Annotated in this window: 17 protein-coding genes; 1 reads left to right on the top strand and 16 read right to left on the bottom strand. The window is 60.6% G+C overall.

Features of this window, described 5'->3' with window-relative positions; genetic code table 11:
* Window positions 1-89: 89 nt before the first annotated feature.
* From folE to AC1ATL_RS02475, 6 genes are all read right to left on the bottom strand, one after another.
* Window positions 90-725: a GTP cyclohydrolase I FolE gene (gene folE, locus AC1ATL_RS02500; RefSeq protein ID WP_432622771.1), complete on the bottom strand. Its 636-nt coding sequence runs from the start codon at window positions 723-725 to the stop codon at window positions 90-92.
* A complete protein-coding gene (gene ftsH, locus AC1ATL_RS02495; protein ID WP_432622773.1) occupies window positions 725-2,830 on the bottom strand; it encodes an ATP-dependent zinc metalloprotease FtsH in 2,106 nt (701 codons plus the stop codon). Before ftsH ends, folE begins: the two co-directional genes overlap by 1 nt.
* Window positions 2,827-3,390, bottom strand: a complete 564-nt coding sequence (hpt, locus tag AC1ATL_RS02490) for a hypoxanthine phosphoribosyltransferase (protein ID WP_432622775.1) — start codon at window positions 3,388-3,390, stop codon at window positions 2,827-2,829. The genes ftsH and hpt overlap by 4 nt, the downstream gene beginning before the upstream one ends.
* 80 nt (window positions 3,391-3,470) lie before the next feature.
* Entirely contained in the window at window positions 3,471-4,913 is a 1,443-nt protein-coding gene (gene dacB / locus AC1ATL_RS02485) for a D-alanyl-D-alanine carboxypeptidase/D-alanyl-D-alanine endopeptidase (protein WP_476568169.1), read from the bottom strand.
* A 90-nt stretch (window positions 4,914-5,003) separates the two neighbouring features.
* A complete protein-coding gene (locus tag AC1ATL_RS02480) occupies window positions 5,004-6,227 on the bottom strand; it encodes a glycosyltransferase family 2 protein (protein ID WP_432622779.1) in 1,224 nt (407 codons plus the stop codon).
* Window positions 6,227-7,747 carry an AI-2E family transporter gene (locus AC1ATL_RS02475; RefSeq protein ID WP_476568166.1) on the bottom strand — a complete coding sequence of 507 codons (1,521 nt, stop codon included), beginning with the start codon at window positions 7,745-7,747 and terminating at the stop codon, window positions 6,227-6,229. Before AC1ATL_RS02475 ends, AC1ATL_RS02480 begins: the two co-directional genes overlap by 1 nt.
* A gap of 54 nt (window positions 7,748-7,801) precedes the next feature.
* On the opposite strand from AC1ATL_RS02475, the gene AC1ATL_RS02470 reads away from it, so the two are divergent.
* Window positions 7,802-8,728 (top strand): glycosyltransferase family 2 protein, encoded by a 927-nt coding sequence (locus AC1ATL_RS02470; RefSeq protein ID WP_476568164.1) that lies wholly within the window; start codon window positions 7,802-7,804, stop codon window positions 8,726-8,728.
* Between the two features lie 113 nt (window positions 8,729-8,841).
* On the opposite strand, the gene fucO is transcribed toward AC1ATL_RS02470, so the two are convergent.
* The 10 genes from fucO to AC1ATL_RS02420 all read right to left on the bottom strand — a co-directional run bounded on the left by fucO (window position 8,842) and on the right by AC1ATL_RS02420 (window position 23,603).
* Window positions 8,842-9,993, bottom strand: a complete 1,152-nt coding sequence (fucO, locus tag AC1ATL_RS02465; RefSeq protein ID WP_476568162.1) for a lactaldehyde reductase — start codon at window positions 9,991-9,993, stop codon at window positions 8,842-8,844.
* Window positions 9,994-10,167: 174 nt separating this feature from the next.
* Window positions 10,168-12,354 (bottom strand): GGDEF domain-containing protein, encoded by a 2,187-nt coding sequence (locus AC1ATL_RS02460; RefSeq protein ID WP_476568160.1) that lies wholly within the window; start codon window positions 12,352-12,354, stop codon window positions 10,168-10,170.
* Complete coding sequence (locus tag AC1ATL_RS02455; protein WP_432622789.1) at window positions 12,347-13,012, bottom strand: DUF4956 domain-containing protein; 666 nt, start codon at window positions 13,010-13,012, stop codon at window positions 12,347-12,349. Before AC1ATL_RS02455 ends, AC1ATL_RS02460 begins: the two co-directional genes overlap by 8 nt.
* An 81-nt stretch (window positions 13,013-13,093) precedes the next feature.
* Window positions 13,094-13,885, bottom strand: a complete 792-nt coding sequence (locus AC1ATL_RS02450) for a polyphosphate polymerase domain-containing protein (RefSeq protein ID WP_476568364.1) — start codon at window positions 13,883-13,885, stop codon at window positions 13,094-13,096.
* Window positions 13,886-13,889: 4 nt separating this feature from the next.
* The gene (locus AC1ATL_RS02445; RefSeq protein WP_476568157.1) at window positions 13,890-15,665 is read right to left on the bottom strand and encodes a CotH kinase family protein; all 1,776 of its coding nucleotides are present in this window, start codon (window positions 15,663-15,665) and stop codon (window positions 13,890-13,892) included.
* Window positions 15,666-15,727: 62 nt separating this feature from the next.
* Window positions 15,728-17,209 (bottom strand): exopolysaccharide Pel transporter PelG, encoded by a 1,482-nt coding sequence (gene pelG / locus AC1ATL_RS02440; RefSeq protein ID WP_476568155.1) that lies wholly within the window; start codon window positions 17,207-17,209, stop codon window positions 15,728-15,730.
* 1 nt (window position 17,210) lies between these two features.
* Entirely contained in the window at window positions 17,211-18,629 is a 1,419-nt protein-coding gene (pelF, locus tag AC1ATL_RS02435; protein WP_432622795.1) for a GT4 family glycosyltransferase PelF, read from the bottom strand.
* Entirely contained in the window at window positions 18,626-20,557 is a 1,932-nt protein-coding gene (locus AC1ATL_RS02430) for a DUF2194 domain-containing protein (RefSeq protein WP_476568153.1), read from the bottom strand. Before AC1ATL_RS02430 ends, pelF begins: the two co-directional genes overlap by 4 nt.
* Window positions 20,554-21,471 (bottom strand): hypothetical protein, encoded by a 918-nt coding sequence (locus AC1ATL_RS02425; RefSeq protein ID WP_476568151.1) that lies wholly within the window; start codon window positions 21,469-21,471, stop codon window positions 20,554-20,556. Before AC1ATL_RS02425 ends, AC1ATL_RS02430 begins: the two co-directional genes overlap by 4 nt.
* Window positions 21,468-23,603, bottom strand: a complete 2,136-nt coding sequence (locus AC1ATL_RS02420; protein WP_476568149.1) for an NAD-dependent epimerase/dehydratase family protein — start codon at window positions 23,601-23,603, stop codon at window positions 21,468-21,470. The genes AC1ATL_RS02425 and AC1ATL_RS02420 overlap by 4 nt, the downstream gene beginning before the upstream one ends.
* Between the last annotated feature and the right edge of the window lie 263 nt (window positions 23,604-23,866).

Below are 23,866 nucleotides of genomic sequence, written 5' to 3'. Positions count from 1 at the left end.
TGTACGGCATATCCGATTTGCCCGGCTTGCCCGATTTGCCCGGCCCGCTCAATCAACCTGATTCATCCGGCAAGACGAGCGGGTTGAATTCACGAATGGTTCGACAGAATCAGGCTCATCGCCTCGGCCCGCGTAGTGGCGTCGCGCATGCATCCGCGGACCGCCGAGGTGACGGTGCGGGATTGTGCCTTCTTCACGCCGCGCATGGCCATGCACATGTGGTCGCATTCGGTGACCACGATCACGCCACGTGCATCGATGCCTTCCATCAACGCGTCGGCCACCTGCTGGGTGAGGCGTTCCTGCACCTGGGGCCGACGGGCGTACAGTTCCACGAGTCGGGCCAGTTTGCTCAGACCAGCCACCTGGCCATTGGATGGGATGTACCCGACGTGGGCCACGCCATGGAACGGCAGCAAATGGTGCTCACATACGGAGAACAGTTCGATGTCACGCACCAGCACCATTTCGTCGGTATCCACCTTGAAACGTGTTTTGAGCACTTCCTCCGGCCCGTGTCCAAGGCCGGCGAACAGTTCCTTGCATGCCCGTCCGATGCGGTCGGGAGTTTCCAGCAGTCCCTCACGATCGGGGTCCTCGCCGATGGACTTCAAGAACAGGCGCACGGCCTGGCGCACGCCTTCCTCGTCATAGCCGACAGGCCCGGCCGCATGGGCGGCACGGGCCTTGTCGTCGAGGAGGGTATCGAAATCGGTATCGCTCATCAGTTGGTCAATCCTGCGCTTTTCTTCAGGTTCTCGGGAATCGGGACCGGTGGAATGTCGGAGTCCGGACGCTTGTCGTCGCTCAGCCAGACCTCGCGCTTCGGCGCCTTCTTGATGTTGGCGAAGATCGCTGCGAGCTCCTTCTCGTTGAGCGTCTCCTTGACGAGCAACTGACGTACCAGCTCGTCAAGGATGTCACGGTTCTCGTTGATGACGTTCCAAGCCTCGGTATGCGCCGTCTCCACAAGCTTGAGCACTTCCTCGTCGATGATTTCGGCGGTGCGCGCGGAATACTTGTGGGTCAGGGCGCCAAGATCGCTCTGCTCGTCGTCGGACCACTTGATGGCGCCGAGCTTCTCGGAGAAGCCATAATCGAGCACCATCTGGCGGGCGATCTTCGTGGCCTTTTCGATGTCGTTGGACGCGCCGGTGGTCGGATCGTGGAACACGACCTCTTCGGCGGTACGTCCGCCCATGGCGTAGGCCATCTGGTCGAGCAGCTGGTTGCGGGACATGGAATAGCGGTCCTCGGTCGGCATCACGGCGGTGTAGCCGAGCGCGCGGCCACGCGGCAGAATCGTCACCTTGGTCACCGGATCGGTGTCGTTCATGGCGGCGGCCACCAGCGCATGACCACCCTCGTGGTACGCGGTGTTGCGCAACTCGTCGAGCGCCATGCCCTTGGAGCGACGCTTCGGGCCGGCCTGGACGCGGTCGATGGCCTCGTCGATGGCACGGTTGTCGATGAGCTGGGCGCCGGCACGGGCGCACAGCAGCGCGGCCTCGTTGAGCACGTTGGCAAGGTCGGCGCCGGTGAAACCAGGCGTACGTACGGCGATCATGTGCAGATCGACGTCCGGCACGAACGGCTTGCCTTTGGCATGCACCTTCAAAATCGCCTCACGGCCTTCAAGATCAGGCGCTTCGACGGCCACCTGGCGATCGAAACGGCCGGGGCGCAGCAATGCCGGATCAAGCACGTCCGGACGATTGGTGGCCGCGATGATGATGAGGTTCGTGTCGTTGTCGAAGCCGTCCATTTCGACCAGCAGCTGGTTCAGCGTCTGCTCACGCTCGTCATGGCCGCCGCTCATACCGGAACCGCCGCGCTTGCGGCCGACGGCATCGATCTCATCAATGAAGATGATGGCCGGAGCGTTCTTCTTGGCCTCGTCGAACAGGTCACGCACTCGGGACGCGCCAAGGCCCACGAACATCTCCACGAAGTCGGAGCCGGCCATGGAATAGAACGGCACGCCGGCCTCACCTGCGATGGCTCGTGCCAGCAACGTCTTACCGGTTCCAGGAGGGCCGTACAGCAGCACACCTCGCGGAATGCGGGCTCCCAATGCCTTGTAGCGGGACGGATCTTTGAGGAAGTCCTTGATCTCCTCGACCTCCTGCACGGCCGCGTCCTCGCCGGCCACGTCGGAGAACTTAGTGGTCGGGGTCTGGCCGTCAAGCAGCTTGCCGCTGTTCTTCTTGCCTCCCATACCGAGCATGCCGCCAGCGCCGCCCATGCGGCTCATCAGGAACCAGAACAGGCCGAAGATGATGAGGAACGGCAGCAGCGAGGTCAGCAGATACGTCCAGATGCTGGTCTGCTGCATGCTGGCAGTCCAGCCCTTGGCCGGATCGGCCTTCTGCACGGCCTTGACCACCGCCGCCGACTGCGCGTACGTGTAGTAGAACTGCACGTTCTTGCCATAGTTCTTCGTACGGCCGGTATCCGGGTCGGTTGCGGAGTAATCGCTCGAAAGCTTGAGCTTGACCTGCTGGGTGTTGTCCACGATCGTCGCGTACTCGACGGTGTTGCCGTTGAGGATCTGCATGCCATCCTTGGTGTCGATGGTCTGCGATCCGGAGCCCGCGAAAATCTGGAACATGGTCACGGCGAGCAGGGCCACGACCACCACCCACAACCATGGCGACTGCCAGAACGGACGGGGGCCATTGGACTTGTTGCCATCCGCTCCGTTCTTGCCGTTCCTGCCACCGTTGCCGCCGTTGTTGCGGTTGAACGGATTGGTGAACGGGTTGTTGCCACCATTGGGGTTATTGCCTCCGCCACTGCTTGGCGGCTGATTCGGACCAGGGAAACTCAATCCTGACCTCCTTCATAGACTGACGGCTTCAGCACCGCAATCGAATCGAGGTTGCGGTAACGCTCGTCGTAATCCAAGCCGAAACCGACCACGAATTCATCGGGAATCTCACGTCCCTTGTATTTCACATCCACGTCGACCGTACGACGTGCCGGCTTCTCCAGAAGCGCAAAAACCTCCACGGAAGCCGCACCACGACGCTTGAGCTCGTCGACCAGCCAAGCCAGTGTGAAGCCGGAATCGATAATGTCCTCGACAATCAGCACATGGCGGCCACGCACGTCGGTGGACAGGTCCTGCCGGACGGTGATCTTTCCGCTCGACTCGGTGCCGGAGCCGTAGCTGGACAGGCTCATGAAATCCATCTCAGCGGGAATGCTCATGGCCTGGGAGAACGCCGCGAGCGTGTTCACAGCCCCCTTAAGCACGCAGACCAACAACGGGTCCTTGCCACGGTAGTCTTCACTGGCCTGGGCCGCGGCGCGGTTGATGATGTCGGCAATCTCTTCTTTGCTGATCAGCTCGTGATCAATGTCTTCTTGTACGTCAGCGATTCGCATGCCCACCATCTTGACACATGCGAATGACGTGTTTCTGGCTATATGCTGAATATCCGCTGAGAAGATTCACACACGTCGCGTCATAACCGCGGCAGGCCGGCCACAAACTTGTCGATGGCCGATTTCGCCGCGGAAAGATCGGTGGGATTGTTGACGATCACCGCGAAGGACAATGCTCCGCCGTTGATCCGCGACACATTGCCCGTCATGGAGGTCACATCGCCCAGGCTGCCGGTCTTCGCGCGGATCAGGCCGGCCTCGCTGGCGTCAAGCAGACGGTTCGCCGCAGTGCCGACGAATCCGGCGATGGACAGGCCTTCCGCGGCCGCAGCACCCGAACCGGCGGTCAGATTGCGCCGCTGTACCTCGAGCAGCGTGCGGGCCGTGAGTTTGGAATCCTCGGTAAGGCCGGAGCAATTGCGCATATCAAGCCCCTGCGTGGAGATTCCCTCGCGTTCAAGTACCGACTTGACGGCCCGCACCGCGCCCTCCGGAGAATTGTCGGCGCCGGTCTTCAAGGCCAGCAATCTGCCGAACTCCTCGGCGAGCGAATTATCGGAATGCCGTAGGGTGAACGCCATGACCTCGCTCAGCGAAGCGGAACGCACACTGGCGAGCGGACTGGTGGACTGCGGCGCACTTCCCTGCTCCACGGAGCCCTGCACCGTGATGCCCTGTTCGGCGAGCCTCTGCGCGAACACCGCGGCGGCATCGGACGACGGACTCATGCTCAACGCCGGATACGAAGTGAACTGATCCGGATCGGAAGGCTTCGCGCCGTTCCAGTTCCTGCCGCCGTCCACCGCCATGGAAGAGGACGGCGCATAGTACACGTGATCGGTATCGAGTTCCGCGATACCCTGTGGCCAGCGGTTCTCCCCGAACAGGGAATCGTCATACATCAAAGTCACGGCAGTGATGCCGCGCTGCCTCAACGCCTGGGCGGTATCCGCGGCGAGTGTGCCAAGTCCGGCGCGCCCGTTGACATGGTTCGAATCGGACAGGCCCGCGCCGAGCAGCATGTCGCCGTTGCCTTTGAGCACCAGACGCGCGGTACCGTCCTGCACCTGTTCCAGATAGGTCTGCGTATCCAAGGTGGATCCCATGTCAAGCTCGCTGGCGGCAGCGTACGCGGTCAGCGTCTTCATGGTGGACGCGGGCGTGCGTGGCGTGTCGATGTTCCGTTCGGCGACCACCTTGCCGGAAGCGTCCGCGATGGCGATCGAATAATCGCCGCCGAAGCTTTCCGCCGCGGACGAGAATGTGTCGACCAGCGCGTCCGCCGCGGACGCGTCGGCATTGGAGGAGCCAAGATCCGGAACCACATCCGCCGCTTCGATCGATTGCTTCGCGGCCGCGACCGTCGGACGATCGACCTGACGCATCGTGAGGACGCCCGGAACCACATCGCAGATGTCGGCCACGACATAGCCGATACACAACGCGGCGGTGACCGCGACGGAAACCGCCACGGTCACCGTCCTGCGGCGCCGGACGGCACGATAACCGTCAATATCGTCCATAGCCAGAACACACCTTCCTGTCGTAATCCCCTTTTCCGCGGCTGCGCCCACGTCATGCCAAACCATCGCATGGCATGACGGACCGGCACGTCAGCCTTTATGGGCGATGGGCTTCCATTCGGATTTGGCGAAAATCGCCTGGAACGAAATCGGCACGTAGCTCAGCATGTAGATGGGGAAGGCCAGCACGTAGGCGAACAGCTCCTTGTTGGTGGCGCCCACGTGGTCGCGTTCCGCCACGATGGTCAACGCGGCAAGGCCCATCATGCCGACCACCGATGCCACGATGCCAGAGGTCCAGCCGGTCAGCGAATCCAGCTGGCTCTGCCACGTCACGAATCCGCAGGCCGCGAACAGCATGCCCAGCAATATGCGCGCGATGCCGAGCACGGTGAACGGACACAGCAGCAATGTGAAGTCGACGGCGGAGAAATCACGTTCCCTGACCGCGCGTTTGATCAGCGCCGGGCCGTAATAGCGGAACACCTGCAGGAAGCCCTTGCTCCAGCGCAGACGCTGCCGCCAGCTCTGCGCGAAGGTGACGGGCTGCTCGTCGTACAGGATGGCGGTGCCGCAATAGCCGATGCGGTCGCCGTGCAGCACGCTGTCCATGGTGAATTCCAGGTCTTCGGTGAGCAGATGGAACTTCCAGCCGTTGTTGCGGCGCATGATCTCCTGCGAGAACATGAAGCCGGTGCCGCCCACATGGCAGCTGTTGCCGAGCCACATGCGCGAAGCCGACACGAAGCGCGACTCGCGGATGAACCACAGCGCGGAGCCGGACGACACCCAGTTGTCGGACAGGTTCACGGAATTGCGGTAGCTGGTGAGGATCTTGAACCCGGCCTGGAAGCCCTTGTTCATCTCCTCGAGGTAATGCTTGTCGAGTTTGTTGTCCGCGTCGAAGACGAAGAAGGCGTCGTATGGGTCGGACGCGCCGGATTCGTTCATCCGGTCGAGCAGGTAGGTCAGCGCGTAGCCTTTGCCGACCTGTTCCTTGTTGAAGCGTTCGATGACGTGGCATCCCAGATTCCGCGCCACTTCGGCCGTGTTGTCGGTGCAGTTGTCCGCCACCAGCCAGATGTCGACGAGTTCGCTCGGATAGGTCTGCTCGTGCAGGCAATTGATGAGGTTGCCGATGACGTTGGCCTCGTTTCGGGCGGAGATCAGCACCGCGTAGCGTTTGTCCATCGGCGCGTCGGGAAACTTGATCGGCTTGGCGAACAGCGAGATGACGATGCAGACCGCCTGGTACAGCATGCCGGCGCCACCCAGAACGACCAGCACGACATCAAGCACGCTCAGCAATACCATTAACGCCACCTACTTCTCGGATTGTCATCCGGATTGTCATCCGGCTTCCGCGATTGAGCCCCGTCCTCATCCTCGGATCGCGACTCGTCCGCATCCTCGGTCCCCTGCAACGGTTTGCGTCCGTTTCCGTCCAGCAGATGCTTCGGAATGGCGACGGTCTGCGATTCCTCCGCGTTGCCGTCTCCGTCGGACAGGTTGATATTGTACGCCTGCTCCTGCAGGATTCGCACGTCGTCGGGAATCGGCACATGCGCGCTCGATCCCTGCACGGCGCGCGGTATGGTGTGCAGATGCTCGCTGATGGCTTCGGCGCCCTCCACCAGCTTCGACTTCTTCTCCGGGACCGGATCGTCCATCAACGGGGAATCCACCAGATCGTACCTCTTGGTGTAGGTGCGCAGAATCGTCTGGATCGAAGCGACGATCGGCAGGGCCAGGAACGCGCCGATCGCGCCGAACAGCGAGCTGAACGCCAGCACGGCGAGGAACGCCACCGCGTCGTTGACGTCCATGGTGCGCTGGGAGATCTTCGGCGCGAAGATCAGGTTCTCGATCTGCTGGTAGATGCAGATGAACACCACCACGGCGATCGCCTGCCACAGGCCGCAGCTACCCCAGGCGAACAGCACCGGCAACGCGCCGCCGATATACGTGCCGAGCATGGGGATGAACTGCGAGACGATGCCGCAGAACAACGCCAACGGCATCCAATACGGCACATGCAGCGCCATCAGGCAGATCGAGGTGAAGAACGCGTTCAGCACGGCGAGAATGGCACGGGAGAACAGGAACGAGGAAATCTGGGTCTGGCTGACGGTCCAGACGAACAGGAAACGGCGCTGCGCGGCCGGCGCCATCCACTGGCAGGCCGAACGGCGCAGTTTCGGACCGGCCGCCGAGATGTAGAACGTGGTCATGATCACCGTCATGAGGTTCAGCAGGAAGGAGAACAATCCGGATACCGTGCTGACGGCGGTGCCCGCGAAGTCCGTGACCCAGGAGGTCTGGATGTTCTTCAGGATCTCACTGCCGAGGCTGTTGATTTCGGGAAGCTTGAAATCCGTGTATTGCTCCACGAATTCGACGATCTGCCTGTACAGGCCGGGCAGGCCGTTGCACAATGCGATGACCTGCTGCACGAACAGGTTGCCGAACAGGGCGAACATGGCGCACAGGATGATGGCCAGCATGAGCAGCGCGAAGATCGACGCGAACGCACGCTTCCAGCCATGCTTGACCAGCGGCACCACCACGGGTTCCACGGCAAGCGCCAGGAACAGGGAGACGATGATGTCGATGACAAGATATTCGATTTTCCCCCAGCTACGCCAGCAGAAGGAGAACAGCACGATGGCGATGGCGATGTACAGCAGCGCCCGTCCCAGCCATTCCGGGGGGCGTCGGGGATCACCCTTCGCGGGGAACAGGGTGCCCAGGTCCCAACGCATCCCGTCGGTGCCGTCGTGTTGCCCGGACGATTCATCCGTGCCTGTCTTCATATGCCGTTCGCTGTCGCTCATGGCTCCTTATTGTAGGCAGACGCCGTGTACGGGCTGGAACCTATCCTTGAAATCATGCTGAACGTTTCAATTGTCATCCCCGCTTGGAATGAACAGGAGCGTATCAACGATTGTCTGCTCAACGCCACCCGGCAGACCGTGATGCCCCATGAGGTGATTGTCGTCGATAACCGTTCCACCGATTCGACCGTCGAAGTGGTCGAGCAGTTCATGAAGGATCATCCGGAGGCTCCGGTAAAGCTGCTGCACCAGGATGAGGAACAGGGCCTGATCCCCACGCGCGACTACGGGCTGAATCACGCTACAGGCGATATTCTCGGCCGGTTCGACGCGGATTGCATGATCCGTCCGGATTGGGTGGAGGTCGTTTCCGGCATTTTCACCGAGGATCCGGAAGCGATGGGCGCCACCGGTCCGGTGATGTACTACGATATGCCCAGCCGCCATTTCGGGCTTCGTGGGGACAATTCCACACGCAAGAGGATCTACAAGGCCGATGGCGGCAGACCGCTGCTGTTCGGTTCCAACATGGCGTTGCGCGCCACCGCTTGGCGGCAGATCGCCGACGAGGTCTGCCGCGACAAGGCCGATGTGATGCATGAGGACATCGACATCTCCCTGCATCTGCTGGGCAAGGATCTGAAAACCGTGTACAGTCCGCGCATGGTCGCGGGCATCAGCGCGCGGCGCATGGACACGTCGCCGTCATCGTTCCTCAACTACATGCGCCGGTTCAAGAACACCTTCAACGCGCATCCGCAGCATTACCGCAAACATCGTCCGGAAATCCTCCTCACCGCGCTGTATCCGGTGATGCATCTGCTGTATCCGGTGTGGCAGAAGGTGCTGGACACCGCGGACATCAATCCGGCCGAAGCCGCTTGGATCAACGAGCAGATGGAGCTGGCGGAGCAGGAAGGCCGCGAATTGTACGACGACACCCCCACTGATGAGGAGTGGAGCGAGAAGCACGAGGAATAGCGCGTTCCGCCAGCCATGCGTCCACTGCCGATGACAAAAACGGACGGTGCCGGAAATCTTCGGCACCGTCCGTTTTTCTTGTCCTTTCCGCGATTTCCCTACCGCGGAGGAGCCTACATCAGGCTGGTGTAGATCTTGAGGATGTCCTCCTGCGTGGCCTGGCGCGGGTTGCCCGGCGTGCACACGTCGTGGAAGGCATCGTGCGCCAGCGGCTCGAGATCGGCCTCGGTGGCGCCGACCTCGGAGATCTTGGTCGGGTTCTTCAGATCGACGGTGAGCTTGTGCACGGCCTGCACGGCCTCCTCGCGCACCTTCTCGATGTCTCCGGTGTACGCGTCCTCCACACCGAAGGCGTCGGCGATGTCACGGTACTTCTCGCCGGTGTAGTCCTTGTTGTATTCCATGACCGGCGCCAGCAGAATGCCGTTGGCCACGCCGTGGGCCACACCCAGACGACCGCCCAGCGGGTGGGCCATGCCGTGCACCAGACCAAGGCCGACGTTGGAATAGGCCATGCCGGTGATGTAGGAGGCGTAGGCCATCTGCTCGCCGGCGGCCACATCGCCGTCCGCGCTCTTGGCCAGGTTCTTGGCGATCATGCGGATGGTCTGCATGGACAGGCAGTCGGACAGGCTCCATGCGCCCGGGGTGATATAGCCCTCGATGGCGTGGGTCAGCGCGTCGAGGCCGGTGGCGACCTTGAGGCCACGCGGCATGGAATCGGTCAGATCCGGGTCCACGAAGGCGACGATCGGAATGTCGTGCGGATCGACGGCCACGAACTTGCGCTTGTTGGCGGTATCGGTGATCACGTAGTTGATGGTGGTCTCGGATGCGGTGCCGGCGGTGGTCGGCACGCCGAAGATCGGCACGGACGGGTTCTTGGTGTCCGCCACGCCCTCAAGGCTCAGCACGTCGGCGAACTCGGGGTTGGCGGTGACGATGCCGATGCCCTTGCAGGTGTCCTGCGGCGAGCCGCCGCCCAGACCGATCAGGAAATCCGCGCCGGAAGCGGCGAACTTGGCGACGCCATCCTGGATGCATTCGACGGGCGGGTTCGGCTTGACGTTGTCGAACACCTCATACGGCATGCCCGCTTCGTCCAGCACATCGGTGACCTTCTTGACGGTGCCGGTCTTCAGCAGCACCGGATCGGTGACGATGAACGCCTTGGTGAATCCGTGCGACTTGGCGACATTCGGAATCTCCTTGATCGCTCCGCGACCGAAATACGCCGTCTGGTTGAAAATCATGCGATAGACCATAATGCTCTCCTTTAAGCAACGGTTCCCTGCCACGACGCCCATCGTCGAGGCCAACGGTTTCATGATAACCCCGCCGCCACCGGCTTTCCCGACCACGACACGCTGATTGTGAACGTTCTCGAAAAAAGGGTGGATATACATGATCCCCGACCTGCGCCGTCCCGTCATCGGACGTTAGTCGTCGAACAACTCCTCTTCGACCTGCGGCAGATCCGCCTTGGAGAACACCCAAATCGTCTCATGCGCGGAATTCCGGCTCGGAAAGATGGTGATGAGTATCCGTTCGCCATTGGTTTTGGTGTATCCGTATTGCAGAGCCCCCGTGGCCCCGACCCTCGCCTGGACGAACTCGTAGTCGAACAGGAGCTGGAAGCTGCTACGGCATTGGGGGGTGACCATCTCATCGCAATACGCCTGCATGGCCTCCTTGAACGAGCCGCCATGCTCACGAAGCATGCGGAGGAACAGCTGGCCCGACACGATCGGACGATGCGCGTCGGTACGCAGATCGACCACATAGGCGACCGTATAGCGCACATGCAGATACCACAGCAGCTGCTCCATATCCTGGCTGTGCACCAGGATGCCCTCCAGCTTCTCGTTGAGCATGCGGGCCTGACGCCTGTTGCCGTTCTGCGCGTAATATGCCTTCTTCGCGGCGCGCATCTCGGTCTCGGCCTGCTCTATCGCCTTCGGCAGATCATCCCCGCCATGCGCGGCCGCCATGCCGACGGATATCTCACACCCCCGGTCCCTCAGCTGCGTGGCCATGTAGGAAGCCTGCTTGCGCGTCTGTTCCAAAGTATGGCTGGAACTGAGCACCACGAACTCGTCGCCGCCGATCCTGTAGATCCGGTCGTCGCCGAAGAACGCGCGTGCGGCATCGGCGACGTCGCACAGCGTCTTGTCTCCCTTGGCATGGCCGAGATGGTTGTTCACCTCGTGCAGCCCGATGAGGTCGATGTACATGCATACCACGGATTTTCCGGCGAATATGTCCTTCCGCCGCACATCGGCGTCATAGGCGTTACGGTTGAGCAGCCCGGTCAGCGAATCTTGCCGGTATCCGATCTGCAGGTCCCTGGCGAGCAGATCGAATGGAAGATTGGTTTCGACGAGCACCACGGCCCATGGATCATCCGCGCCGACCTCGTCGGATACCAGGATGTTGAATGCGACGATGCCCGATTCGGCTTCGATCTCGCTGGCGAAGTATGTGAAGACCGAACGCCGATCGTTGAACAGCCTGTGGCGCAGATCCGGCAGGTTCATGAACGTCAGGAATTTCATGGCGTCCCTCGGATGGATGATGCGCTCGTCGACCAGAGTCTCGCAATAGTCCGAGAAATCGTCGGACGGCACTTCGGGAAGCACGGAATCGCGCCTGATCACACGGTATTCGCCCGTCATGAGGTTCAGCCTCGAGATTTCGGACACGCCTTTCTCGAGCAATTCGAACGCATGCGCGGCCACCGACGACGATTCGAGCAGCGCGCGTCCGCTGTGCGATTTGCGATAGTCCTTCTGGCGGAGGTCCCGGCTGATGTTCCAGAACTGGTGGCAGTCGGAACGCTTTTCGAGCAGACCCTCGGCCTGTTCCACGGTGAGCGGCTTGAAGAAGAAATATCCCTGGATGTAAATGCAGCCCAATTCACGCAGCTGATTGACCTGCTGGGCGGTCTGGGCCCCTTCGGCGATGACCCCGATCCTCAGCTGGTAGGCCATATCGATGACGGCCTCGACGATCTTCAATCCCTTGGCCTCGTTGTCGGAATTGAGATCGAGGAACTTCATGTCCAGCTTGATTGCCTCGACGTTGATGTCCTTGAGCATATTCAACGATGAATACGCCGAGCCGAAATCGTCCATCAGCACCGCTATCCCGCATTCGTGCAGGTCATGTATGGTCGATGCCACGACTTCGAAGTTCTGCGCTATGACGCTTTCCGTGATCTCCACCTGCAGCAGCCCCGGATCGACGCCGTAACGGTCGAGCATGTCGCCCAGCGTTCTTGCCACGTCGACCGCGTCGATGTCCGTCATCGACACGTTGACGGAGACCGGTACCGTATTGCGTCCCTCACGCTGCCAGCGTGCCAGCATCTCGCACACCGATCGCCAGATATAGAAGTCGAACCGGGTGACCATCTTCGCCTGTTCGAGCAGCGGAATGAATCTGTCCGGAGTGATCACCCCGTATTCCGGATGGTTCCAACGGATCAACGCCTCCATACCGACGATCGCACCCGTCACCGCATTGCATTTCGGCTGCAGGTAAAAACAGAACTCGCCGTCATCGAACGCGTGGTTGATGTCGTCGAGGGTGAACGTCGGTGTCTCTTCGTCGGAATGCCTATCCATGGTATTCACCGTTGTACTGAATCAGCGTGACATCGTCGACGCCCTGGATCGCGCGGATGCGCTCGGCGAAAGTCATGTCCTTGTCGTCGCAGAACACCTCCACTGCCATTTCCACCTTTTCGCCGCGCATGGTCTTGGATTTGACGAAGAAGCGGGTGCGTCCGAACGCGCGGACGATCTCGTCGCCGACGTTGTCGCCCAGATAGTGGATGACCGCGATATAGACGCGTCCCTTGGCCTGGTGGGAATAGAACACGGCCAGCATGGCGATCATCACCACGCCCGCCACGATGGCAAGCAGATACATGCCGGCTCCGGTGGTGATGCCGGTGGTGATGGCCCAGAACAGATACAGCAGATCCATCGGATCCTTGACGGCGGTACGGTATCGGACGATGGACAACGCGCCGACCATACCCAGGGAGATCACGATGTTGGTGCTGATGGCGAGCGTCACCATGCAGGTGAGCACCGACATGCCCACCAAGGTCACCGCGAAGCTGCGCGAATAGACCACACCCGTGTAGAACCGCCGGTACACGGCGTAGATCACCACGCCCAGCAGCAGCGCGGCAAGCAGCGCCACCGCCATTTTCGGCACATTGTATTGGGCGAACGAATTCACCACCGATTTCTTGATCACATCATTGACGCTCATCCGTCTCTTCCTTCCTCCGTGTGTTGCGTATGTCGGACGTGCCGGTTCCGTCGGGGAGACCGGCCATGCGTGGTTCCGGGCTCAGCATGTCGCCGTCGCCCAGCTCTCCTTCCAGTATTCGGCGCTTCTCAGATACGAGGTCTTGTCGTAAGCCAGCACGTATTTCGAAACGGCCGTCAGCTCGTGGGCCTTGCCTGGCAGCAAATCGCGGACGAACTGCGGCAGGAATTCCGTGAACTTGACCTCCATCACCAGTTTGCCCGGTTCGAGCACCGGTATCGTCGGCAGCGTCCTGTCGAAGATGTCGTATCCACCAACCGCGGCGCGCACGTCCATGTCGAAGGTGACGCGCACGGTACCGGCCTGCAGTATCCACGGCTCACGGTCGTAGTCCACGATCACCCGGGGACGCATCATGTTGCTCACGCATTCGACGTAGAACTCACGGCAGAGCTGGTGCGGACTGTCTTTGAGGAATCCGTAGTCGCCGTTCAGGATGCGGTCGAACTCATCATGCGTCAGCGGCGCGTCCTCCTTGTATATCCAACTGTCGCTCTTGCGTTTGCGTTCCAGTTTGATGACGGCGTCGCTGTAGTCGTAGATGCGGATGCGGTATTTCTTGCGCAGCAACACACCATCTATCTTCTCCTGATACGCCGTGTTCCAGTAATCATCGAAATACAGGCTGCGAATCAGATAACTGCCGTTCCGCGCATGGCTGTCCCGATCAAGCAACGGCGCCATGCGCACGTTCAGATCGGCCTTCTGCCCGTAGGAGATCAGATATTTCAGCTCATGCCGGTACCGCTCCTTCGTCGTGCGCGCGGGCGGGGCGAGGAACCAATCAATGCCGTCGCGCAGGCGGGCGATCATGTCGTCACCGCGCATTGGTGTCCTCCACGATACTGCCGTCGTCATGCACGTAGAAGCATTTGATGCCGTAATGCTTTCCTTCGTCCGTGACGTAGTAGTCGAACGCGTCCTGGGAGCGTCCGGAGGAGTTCGTGGCGCTCACCTTGACGAAATACTGGCCGGCCTGGGGCATGTCCGTCACCGCTTCAGGAAGCGCCAGGTCGCTGGCATGGAAGACCACGTCCTTGAAGTCGTAGTCCTTGGCCACCTGCACGTCGTAGCGCAGGTCTTCGTTGTTGAAATCGTAGGACGGATCCCAAGTCAGCTTGAGTTTGCCGTTCGCGTTGGATGGGGTTCCGATGAAGAACGGCATCGGCTTCTTCCAGCTCGTCCAGTAGTTCCGGTAGTTGTCGACGATCTCGTCGTGCAACTGGTTGGCGACCGTATTGTAATCCGACTTCACCAGCGGCTCGTGCATGGAGTCGGGCATGTTCCACACGTACTGTTCGACGATGGAACGGTAATGCCTCACCATGGTGTTGATGCGATTGGCGCTCATGTAGGCGTATTCGCTTCTGATGGCCTTGTCGAGCGCTTTGCGGAACGTCTTGGTCTGCAGGCAGCGTTTGAACAGCACGTTGCCCCAATAGTTGCTGACGCCACGTTCCCAGCTCAAGCCGTCGCTCGAATTCATGATCTCGCGTTCCTTGCGCATAAGCATGCCGTCGTTATCCCAGTCCAACACGTACCACGTGTCGGAATTCTGCGGACTGTACAGATACATGTTGCGGTTCTGCGTGTCCGTGTTGCCCGTCAGTATCTGGAACGCCATCCAATAGGAGAGGTTCTCCACATCGAAGTGCTTGTCGAGGATCGTGTCCATGGGAATCGAGTAGTCGTTGAGATCGTTGAGCATGGCGATGAGCTTGCTGTTGTCGTCATCGCCCTTGATCTCGAGCTTCTCCTCGAATTTCTTCCGGTCGAAGGTCGGATCGTCGGTGAGTTTGATCACGTCCTTGTCCCGGTAGAACTCGAAATAGTTGACCTTGTACAGCTGTCCGTTCTTGTCGAGTCCATGGGCCTGCAAGGCGGTTTTGTTCAGCTGCTCCACCTGCGTGTACAGGCCATAGTCGTCGAAGGTCTTCGAGCCCGAGGTCTCGTCCTTGACGTACAGGTGCACGAACTGGGTGCGCAATCCCATCATCTGGTCGATGCCGCGGATCAGGTCGTAGGCCATCTTATTGCGGAAACGCAGCCCCTCGCCCATATGCTTGTTGAGCGCGATGGTGCGTTGGCCGCGCCATTCGCCCTTGCCTTTTTTCAATTCGATCTTGTAGTTCTTCTGCACGTTGGAGCTTGACGACTGTCCGCGCACCTGCACGGTCGCGTTCGGCGCGGATTCGCCGTAGCCCAGCTGTCCCTGCACGGGACCTTTGTCGTCGCCGACCTGCAGCAGGCCGTTGACCTTGTACCGGTCCACGCCCATCGCGTCGTAGTCGTCCACGGAATACTGGTTGATCTCGCTCCAGCTGTGGTCCGTACCTTCGGAACTGTTGCCCCGGGACACCGTCAGGTACATGGTCTCCACGCCGCTGTCATCGTACACTTTGTACAACGATTCGTTGTCGCGCAGGTGGGTGCCGTCGATGCCGTGCGTCTTCGATTTGACGACCTGACGCTGCGTCGATTTCGAAGCGGAGCCGCCATTCGATTCCTGCCGGCTTCCGCATCCCGCGCAGCACACGGCCAAAGCCGCCACCAGCAGCGTCGAAACCGCCCTGCGGAACGTCGTCATACGCATACCCGTCCTCCTCAATGTCTCGAAACCACGCGCGAACCATCGTGCATTATGCATGAAGCCCCTCATTTCCGTCGTCCTCCGCGCATCGCCCTGGTAAGTCTTCCATCCCATAGCCCGAGCCGCCGGCCGAGTCTGGCGAACCGTCCCTCACGGTGCCGGGCCACCATGGGCTGCTCCCCCAACACATGGTAGGGGAGATTGCCGGTATACATATCCAATCTGACCACGGCAAGCAGCAGAAACACGGAGGAGCCCAGCAGGAAACCGAAACCGTACAGTGTGGCGGGCAGCAGCTGCCCGACCGCGGACAGCACCGTCGTCAGGACCGCGAACGTCGCCGCGCTGACCAGCGCTCCCCGATAATCGGTGAAATACAGCAGGATCATCATCACCGTATTGCCGACCGCATACAGCGCGTAGCCGACGCACAGCGTACGGAAATAGCCGTGCATCATATCGTTGAATCCCAACGGCAGCAGTCCGAGCACGGACTTCTCCAAGGAGATGACCACGGCGGTGACGAACAGCTGCTTCAACGCCGTGTAGTGCAGCTCCCTGACCAATACCGACAGCATCTCCTTCTCCGCGGTGACGATGTCTTTGACGGTGCCGCCGTCGTTGAGCAGACTGTAGTATTCGCGGTATTTCGGATAGAAGTTCACCTCCACCGACACCACGAAATTGATGGTGGTGACCAGAATGGTCAGGAAAGCCAGCAAGGCAGGCACGTCATAGTAGGGCGCGCCGTAGAACAGTCCTTTGACGTGCACGCCAAGCGGCCCCATCCACGTGATGACCAGATGGGAGAACAGTCCGACCGTGGTGGCCAATCCAGTAAGCGCCAACGGCATGAACCGGTCGACCCAACGCAGGAAGGCCCAGGGGTCCTCATCGCTTTGCGGGAAATACCGGTTCAGCAGAATCACATCCCACAGCAGCATGACGCCGTAGCCGAACGCCACGGCCAGCAGCAGTCCCTCCACAGGCGGCACGCCGAGCGCGAGCGCCGCGCAGGCCGTCAGGAACGCGGCCACGACGGCGGCCATGAACGAATACAGGATGCTTTTGTAATCCTTGATGGCCGTCAGATAGCTCATGGCATTCCAGTTGACGACCATTTCCGTGAACAACCATAGGCAGAGCAACCCCTGCAGAAGCGTCGCCCCCGAGAAAACGAGGAATATGCCGTACAGCACGGTTCCCAGCATCAGCATGAGGGCGTTCGACCCCCAGAACGATGGCAGGATGGTCTGTTCGCGATGCTCGAAGATCATATCCGCCAGGAAACGCGTGACCGGCATGGAGAAGAAGCTGGTCAGTACCAGCGAGGCGAGCAACGTGTACGTGACCATGCATACCAGCAGGTCCTGCTGGCTCCTCGCCACATGCCACCATCCGCTCACCGCGAGCACGCCAAATTGCAGGAGGATGCCCAGCAGCATCGGTCCGGAGCAGATGATGCCCGCGTATCCGTAGGCGCGCGCCATGGCGACCAGACCGTGTCGGTGGAACAGTTTTTTGAGTTCGAATCCGATTCCCGCCATGCTATTGCTCCAATGAGTGCGCCTGGGCGGTGTCGACGTACAGCTGCCGGTATTGTTCCAGCATGCGTCCGTGCCGGTAGTAGCGGTTCACCCGTTCACGGCCTACGAGCCCCATCTCCTCGCGGCGTCTACGGCTCGCGCACATACGTTCCATCGCCTTGCTCAACCCTTCACGATACATGGGAGGCACGCAGTATCCGGCGATACCGAGATCGTCTCCCGGAGCGCCTTCCAGCAGTTCCCTGCAGCATCCAACCTCCGTGGTGACGCAGGGACGTGCGGCGGCGAACGATTCGAGCACGGACAGCGGCTGACCTTCCGAAATGCTGGTCAGCACCGTGAAATCGAGTTTTCGCATGTATTGCGTCACGTCGACACGTCCGGTGAATTCAAGGTTCTTCACTTCCAGCTGGTCGACCAGGTCGTAGCATTCCCTCGCATACTCCTCGTCGTCCACGCCACCGAGGATGTGCAGCCGCACGTGGTCCACATGCGATGTCAGCTCGTAGAAGGCGTAGATCAGTGTCTTCACATCCTTAATCGGAGCGAGGCGGATCACTGCCCCGATGTCGACCCAGCCATCGTCGGGTTTGAACGGGATGTCGCAGAAACGCTCGTATTGGATGCCGTTGGGAATGACCATGCATTTGGATGCGGGGGCGCCCATGTCGATCTGCGTCAGCCGGGCGTTGCCGAACAGGCTGGTCACCTTCCATGCGCGACGATAGATCTCCTCGGACAGCATGGCGAAGAAGCGGATCCAGCGCGGGCGGAACGACGGCTCCACCCATTCGGCGGAGATGATCTCCTCCTCACGTTCACGCGTGTAGATGCCATGTTCGGTCAGCAGCACCGGCTTGTGGTTGATGCTTCCGCCCAGGCAGGCCAGCAGTCCGCCATAGCCGGTGGAAATCGCATGGTAGATCTGCGCCTGCGGGACCTCGCCGCTCATGAGATACAGCACCGGCAGCAGCATCGAACGCACGGTGTGGAACGCGTCTGCGTAGGCGACATACGGATACTCCCGCAGACAGATCCTGGTGAACAGGTCGATGAACTCCCTGCTTTGCAGGAAGGACAGCGGGTGCACCTTCCTGACCTGGAACAGGTTGAACAGCACATCCCAGTCGGGGTGGCCAAGGTTCACCAACTCCTCCAGCGCATTGAGCTCGCGTTCGTTGAAACTCACTTCACTCGCTCCGCCGCGCAGCCGCAACGCGTCATCGAGGAACACCTCGTGCACCTCGACCACATTGGACGGCAGATCGTACACGAATTTGCCGCGGTCCTCGGCCTTGGCCCCGATGACCCACAGCACGAACTCATGCTCGGGCATTGCGGTGATGTAGCTGTGCATCCATGTCGAGACACCGCCATGCACGTAGGGATAGCATCCTTCCAGCACCAGGCAGATCCTCATGACCGCTCCTTCCTCACATGTCCGGCGACGGCGGTTCCGTTGTTCCGCGCCATGGCCTGGGCCGTTGCCGCATGTCCCTGCTTGCGTTCGATGCGGACGGTGTCGGATGTGGCCTTGAGCAGATACAGGTCACCAGTGAGATGAGTGATGGAACCGCCTTTCACCACGCCGGGCACGCCATCGTTGGCGCGGAACATCAGCCAGGCCTCATCGGTGAAATTGCCCAAGGCGAGTGTCCAATCCCGCTGGTGCGTCTTCAGATCGACCGTCAATCCGGAATAGCGCTGGATTGCAGCCGCCGTTTCGGAACCGGTCTGCATGCGAATCGACGGTGCCGACTTCTCCAGCCATCGCAGATACCGTTCGAAGCCATTCCTGTAGACGGCCCATCCTTCGGCCGCGCCTCGGTCGGGATCGAGCAGGTCGTCAGGATGCATGAAATGCGTGCTGACGAAATGCATGTTCAATTCGGACACCGCGGCCATGCGCATGTAGCTGTCGCCCACCATGCTTCCCGACACGATGCGCGGCTCCTCAACCACGCCATCGGAGGCGACACCGAATTCCTGCACATACGGCAGGTGGCTGCCATCCGGCAGATAAGTGCTGGCCACGGTGCGGATCTGCGGCACGCTGCGTCCGATGACGGCGCGCCCCTCGCTCGACATGACGTTGGACGGCGGCACGTACACGGAGCCGATCGCAGCGGGCAGCACCTCCTTCTGGAACGCGATGAGCTCCTTGAGCGAATCCGCCATGGCCTTGCGGCTCGGCCATTGCACGTAATCGTATTCGTTCCCGTAATCGGTGTTCGGCAGCACCAGCGGCTGATGGTTGTAGCCGTGGTAGCCTATTTCGCCGTTCTGCTTGAGCAATAGACCGCCGAAATAGACGAATTGGCTGTCGTCGGATTGCCGTACGGGCGCGTCATGCGTGTCGTCGCCGTAGTTCTCGATCATCACGCCGGTGAAGCGTATGCCGTAGCGTTCCGCGAGCTTGGTCAGGTCGGGCCACCAGACGCGCGAATAAAATTCCGCGATGCTCATGTTGTAGTCGCGCTTGATGTACTTTCCGTTGCCGGAAGGCACAGGCGACGGGAAATCGTCGAGATAGAAGGCGGCGCCGTTGATGACCGGATAGGCGGAGGCATCGCCGAGCAGGCTGTATGCCGACGCGTAGAATCCGCGCATCACCTTGCCGTAGATGCCGATGTTGCATACCACGGACGTGCCCTTGCCTGTGGAAGCGCGCCAGATCAGCGGAACATGCCCCGACCCGCTGACGGCCTCCACCGTCGCCTTGTCGGACAGGCTTACCGCCATGGACGATTCGAAGGGGTCGGTGATCTTGTACGCCTCGCCTCCGCCGATCATGAAATCCGAGTCGGGAATGATGCTTTTCGTCATTTTGTAGTCGCCAGACGTGGCGTCCACGCCGATGCTCTGGCTGATCGCATCGAAATATCCGGTTTTGGACGGGGTCATGGCGAACATCACGTTGCCGCCGCGTTTCACCCATGCCATCAGGCGGCTCAGTCCGTTTCCCAGAGGGTCCAGCACGGGCATCGCCACGACGACCGTGCTGTACTTGGAGAACGACGGCAGCGCGGACGCGGGCGTTTTGGCGATGTCCACGACGGTGGTGCCCACCTTCATGTCGAGGAATATCCGGTCGAACATGTCGGCGGCTTCGGACACGCCGTCCTGCGAGCTGTCGATCAGCATAAGGTTGCGCGGTTTGACGTCAACCATCGCGTTGCGTTCAGGAATCGCCTTGTTCCTGTCAAGATAATGCAGCTTGATGGTGGTGGCCCCGTAATGCAGGCCCATGCTTTCGGCGAACAGCACCATGGCCATCGCCATGAACACGGCCCACACCCTGACCAGCGAGCGCCAGCGGAAATGCTTCCAGAATGACCTCATCCTCATGCGGCCTCACCCGCCCCGTCATCGGTCCAGAAACGCAGCGCCTGACGCCCTTCAGCACCCAGATACACATGCCTGTGCCGTATCTCGTCCACCACCGCGGCGACCGCCTTACCGTCCTGCCGGGCAGCTTCCAGCGAAAGCCGCAGCAGCCACGCGTCCCCGGATTCCGGGTCGCGAGACAGCAACTCGTCGATGACGGATCGCGCACCTGCCTCATCGCCCAAATCGATGCGCACCCGTGCCAATGCGCGTGCCACGCCGTCATCGAACCGCCGGTTCAATCGCAAGTCGAGCAGCTCGGCATACTTTTGCCGCTGTATCTGCCGCGCGTGTCCCTGCACCAGACCGGAGGCGAGATACTCACCGACGTAATCGCAATATTCGGCGAGCGCCGTATCCGATGTGGGGTCAGCCTCGTACGCGCGTTCCAGCTGACGCAGGCGCATATCCTCCTTCTTGGAGATCTGTGCCATGGCGGTCGCCGCGTAATGCACGACTTCGGCGTCCTCGTTCAACCGGGCCTGTTGCAGCAGTCCGATGTACCTGCTGGGATTCTCGTTGAGGATGGACAGCATGAGGCTTCGCTTCTGTTTAGGCGTGTCGACGATGAGCGCCTCCTCGAGCGGGACCGTGTCGGCGATCGTGCTGCGGTCCTCCACCAGCACGCTGCGCCGCTCCTGATCCTCGACGCGCATACGTTCCAGCGTCGGGGCGGCCAGGCGCTTGCCGAACACGGTGTTGCGGGTGTGCAGAAGCACCGTGCACAACGGTCCCCAGAGCGGCACGAGCAGCATGAACGGCAGGAAGGTTCCCTTCACTTCCAACACGTCGAAACGAATCAGCAGCCACAGTATCAGGCAGACCAGCAGATGGAGCAGCACTGCGATGATGGCCACGATGGTCATGATGGTCATGACGCGTCTCCGTCCGTATCCGGTTCGGCGAGCAGATCGGCTTCGCTTTGGGCGTCCACGTTCCGCACATTAAGACCGTTGCGGGCAAGTCGCGCGCTGACGATGGGCAGTTCGCGCTCACCGGCCTGATTCATAAGCAGACACACGCTGCCGTCGGCGAGCACGCCGGCGTCATCCGTCTCACGGATCGACCTGACGATTCGTTCGTTGAAGTCGCCGGCTTCGGGGTATTGGTCCGTCACCATCAGCAGCAGATGTGATCCCATGCGGTCATTGCCCAGGTCGACCGCGGCACGCAGTTTCTCACGGAACGACGGCCAGTTGAGCAGCGAGGTTCCGGGGACCAGCATGGACTGGCGCGCCGCATGCTCGTATTCGAACGCGCGGGTCATGGCGGATTCGACCAATCCGCAGATGATCAGGAACAGGTTGCGGTAGTACAGGTTCATCTGGTCGGCGGCGGCTTTTCGAATGACGATGACCACACCGATACGGCCGTGTTCACGCACTCCCGCCGCGTACATGGGCAGGTTTCCGTCCAATTCGCGGTTGACCCACAGGCCTTTGGCCTCGATGTCCCGCATCACCGTGTCGTATGCCGCCACGTCGGCCGACTTCGGCAGTATGGCCTCCTCCTGAGGGCTCGCGGCCACCAGACGCGCGAAACGTTGCGACTCGTCCAACCGGTAGATGCCCAGGCAATCGGTCTCCAATGTGTCCTGCATGATCTGGATGGCCGTGCGGTAGATCTTCTGCGGCTGCACCTCGTCGAGCTTGCGCGTCATCTCGTACATCTTGCCGAAACTGTCACGTCTGCCGAGGATCTGCCTGCGCAGCATGGTGCGGTCATCGAGCACACCTTGGTATAGTCCCCGCAGGAACGTCAGCCGTTCGCGCAGCAGATGGTTCTCGTCACGCACGAATCGGACATGCTCCTGATTGCGCATGCGCACGTATCCGCACACTGCGCCTGCGATCAGATACGCGACGAACGTGAGCCAATTGGTAGGGTCGTACAGCAGGGGCAGGAACGAGGCGCCGTTGCGCGAATATTCGAACAGCACTCCAATGCAGGCCAGGACGGCCGCAAACACACCAGCGTTCAGTCCGTAGATGGTGCCGGCGATGACGACGTACAGCAGACGGAAGTCGATTTGGCTGATCTGCGATTGCCCAGAGGTGGCGGCCACCAGCCATTCGACCAATATCGCCGCGATGACGATCTCGATCGCTCCCAGAATCCGAGAATGTTGCTGCAGTTTCTGCCAGAAACGATGCTCGGTGCGCCTGTCGTGTTTTTCCTTGGCCTGGCGCCAGGTGTCGATGGCCATGGGCAGATCGTCGACCACGCTGTAACGTGGACTCCAGCCATACCGTCGGCGCAGCACGCCATCGTCGTCTGGATAGCCATATGGCGCATCGGCGCCGTATCTGATTTTGGCTTCCGGGAATCCGTTCGCGATGGCCTGCGCGAAATCGCGGAATGTCGGGTGGAACGTATTGGGGACGTGCAGCACCTCATATGCCGTGGTCCAATCGTCGTATATGCGTCTGACGAGCTCGGCCAGATCGTCGACGCACAGGAAGTACGCCTCCTGTTCCGGACGTTCGCAGAACGCGACCTCCCCTTCGGATGCCTGTTCGAACAGTCCGTCGAGATATGAGGATGTGTCGATGTGATGCGGTTCGTACAGGTATGGGCAACGAACGATTTTGACGCTCATGGCATAGGTTTGCGCGTAATAGCGGCCCAGTTCCTCACCCGCTCGCGACATCAGGCTTTTGCTGGTCTCGTGGGCTTCGTCGTTCCCCGCATGGGTGAATTCCGATTCCGGTCCCGTGACAAGCAGCACTTGGGCCGCAGTGTCGCGCGTGGCATGCAGTACGCCCCGCAACCGGCCGAGATTGCCGTCGCTGTCGCTGTGCAGGGTCAGACTTTCGAAAAAATAGACGATGCGGTCGAAACGATAGGACGAAAGAACGGTTTCGGAATCCGCGTCGTTCTCCAGATCGATGGTGGTGATCCTGCCGCCTGAGAGGCTGCCGGCGTCTTTGCGGGCAACGACGACGCGGTCCTCGGCGAAGGCATGCTCGACCCACTGTTCCGTCACGAAACCCGTGTTTCCGGCCAACAGTACTTCCAACTTGCCCCCAGGAAAGTGCTTACCCCCCACGCGAGGGGGTCCTCAAACAAGGTACATCCCCGCGATTTCAACCATATGTCATTTCAGTGTATTCCTTGACGGGACAACGCTTTCCGACGTCATCCCCCACCGTCCGAATGCCACCACGCGGATATGACCATTCCTTGGCAATACCATACATCACACGCGATGCCGAAGAACGGTAAAAACAGGAGAATCGTCATGAGAAAAAGAAAAAGCCCGCTTTCGCG

Source organism: Bifidobacterium sp. LH_743, from assembly GCF_056355775.1.
The sequence above is the reverse complement of the archived record's forward strand: the minus strand, read 5'-3'. Positions and strand labels throughout refer to the sequence as shown.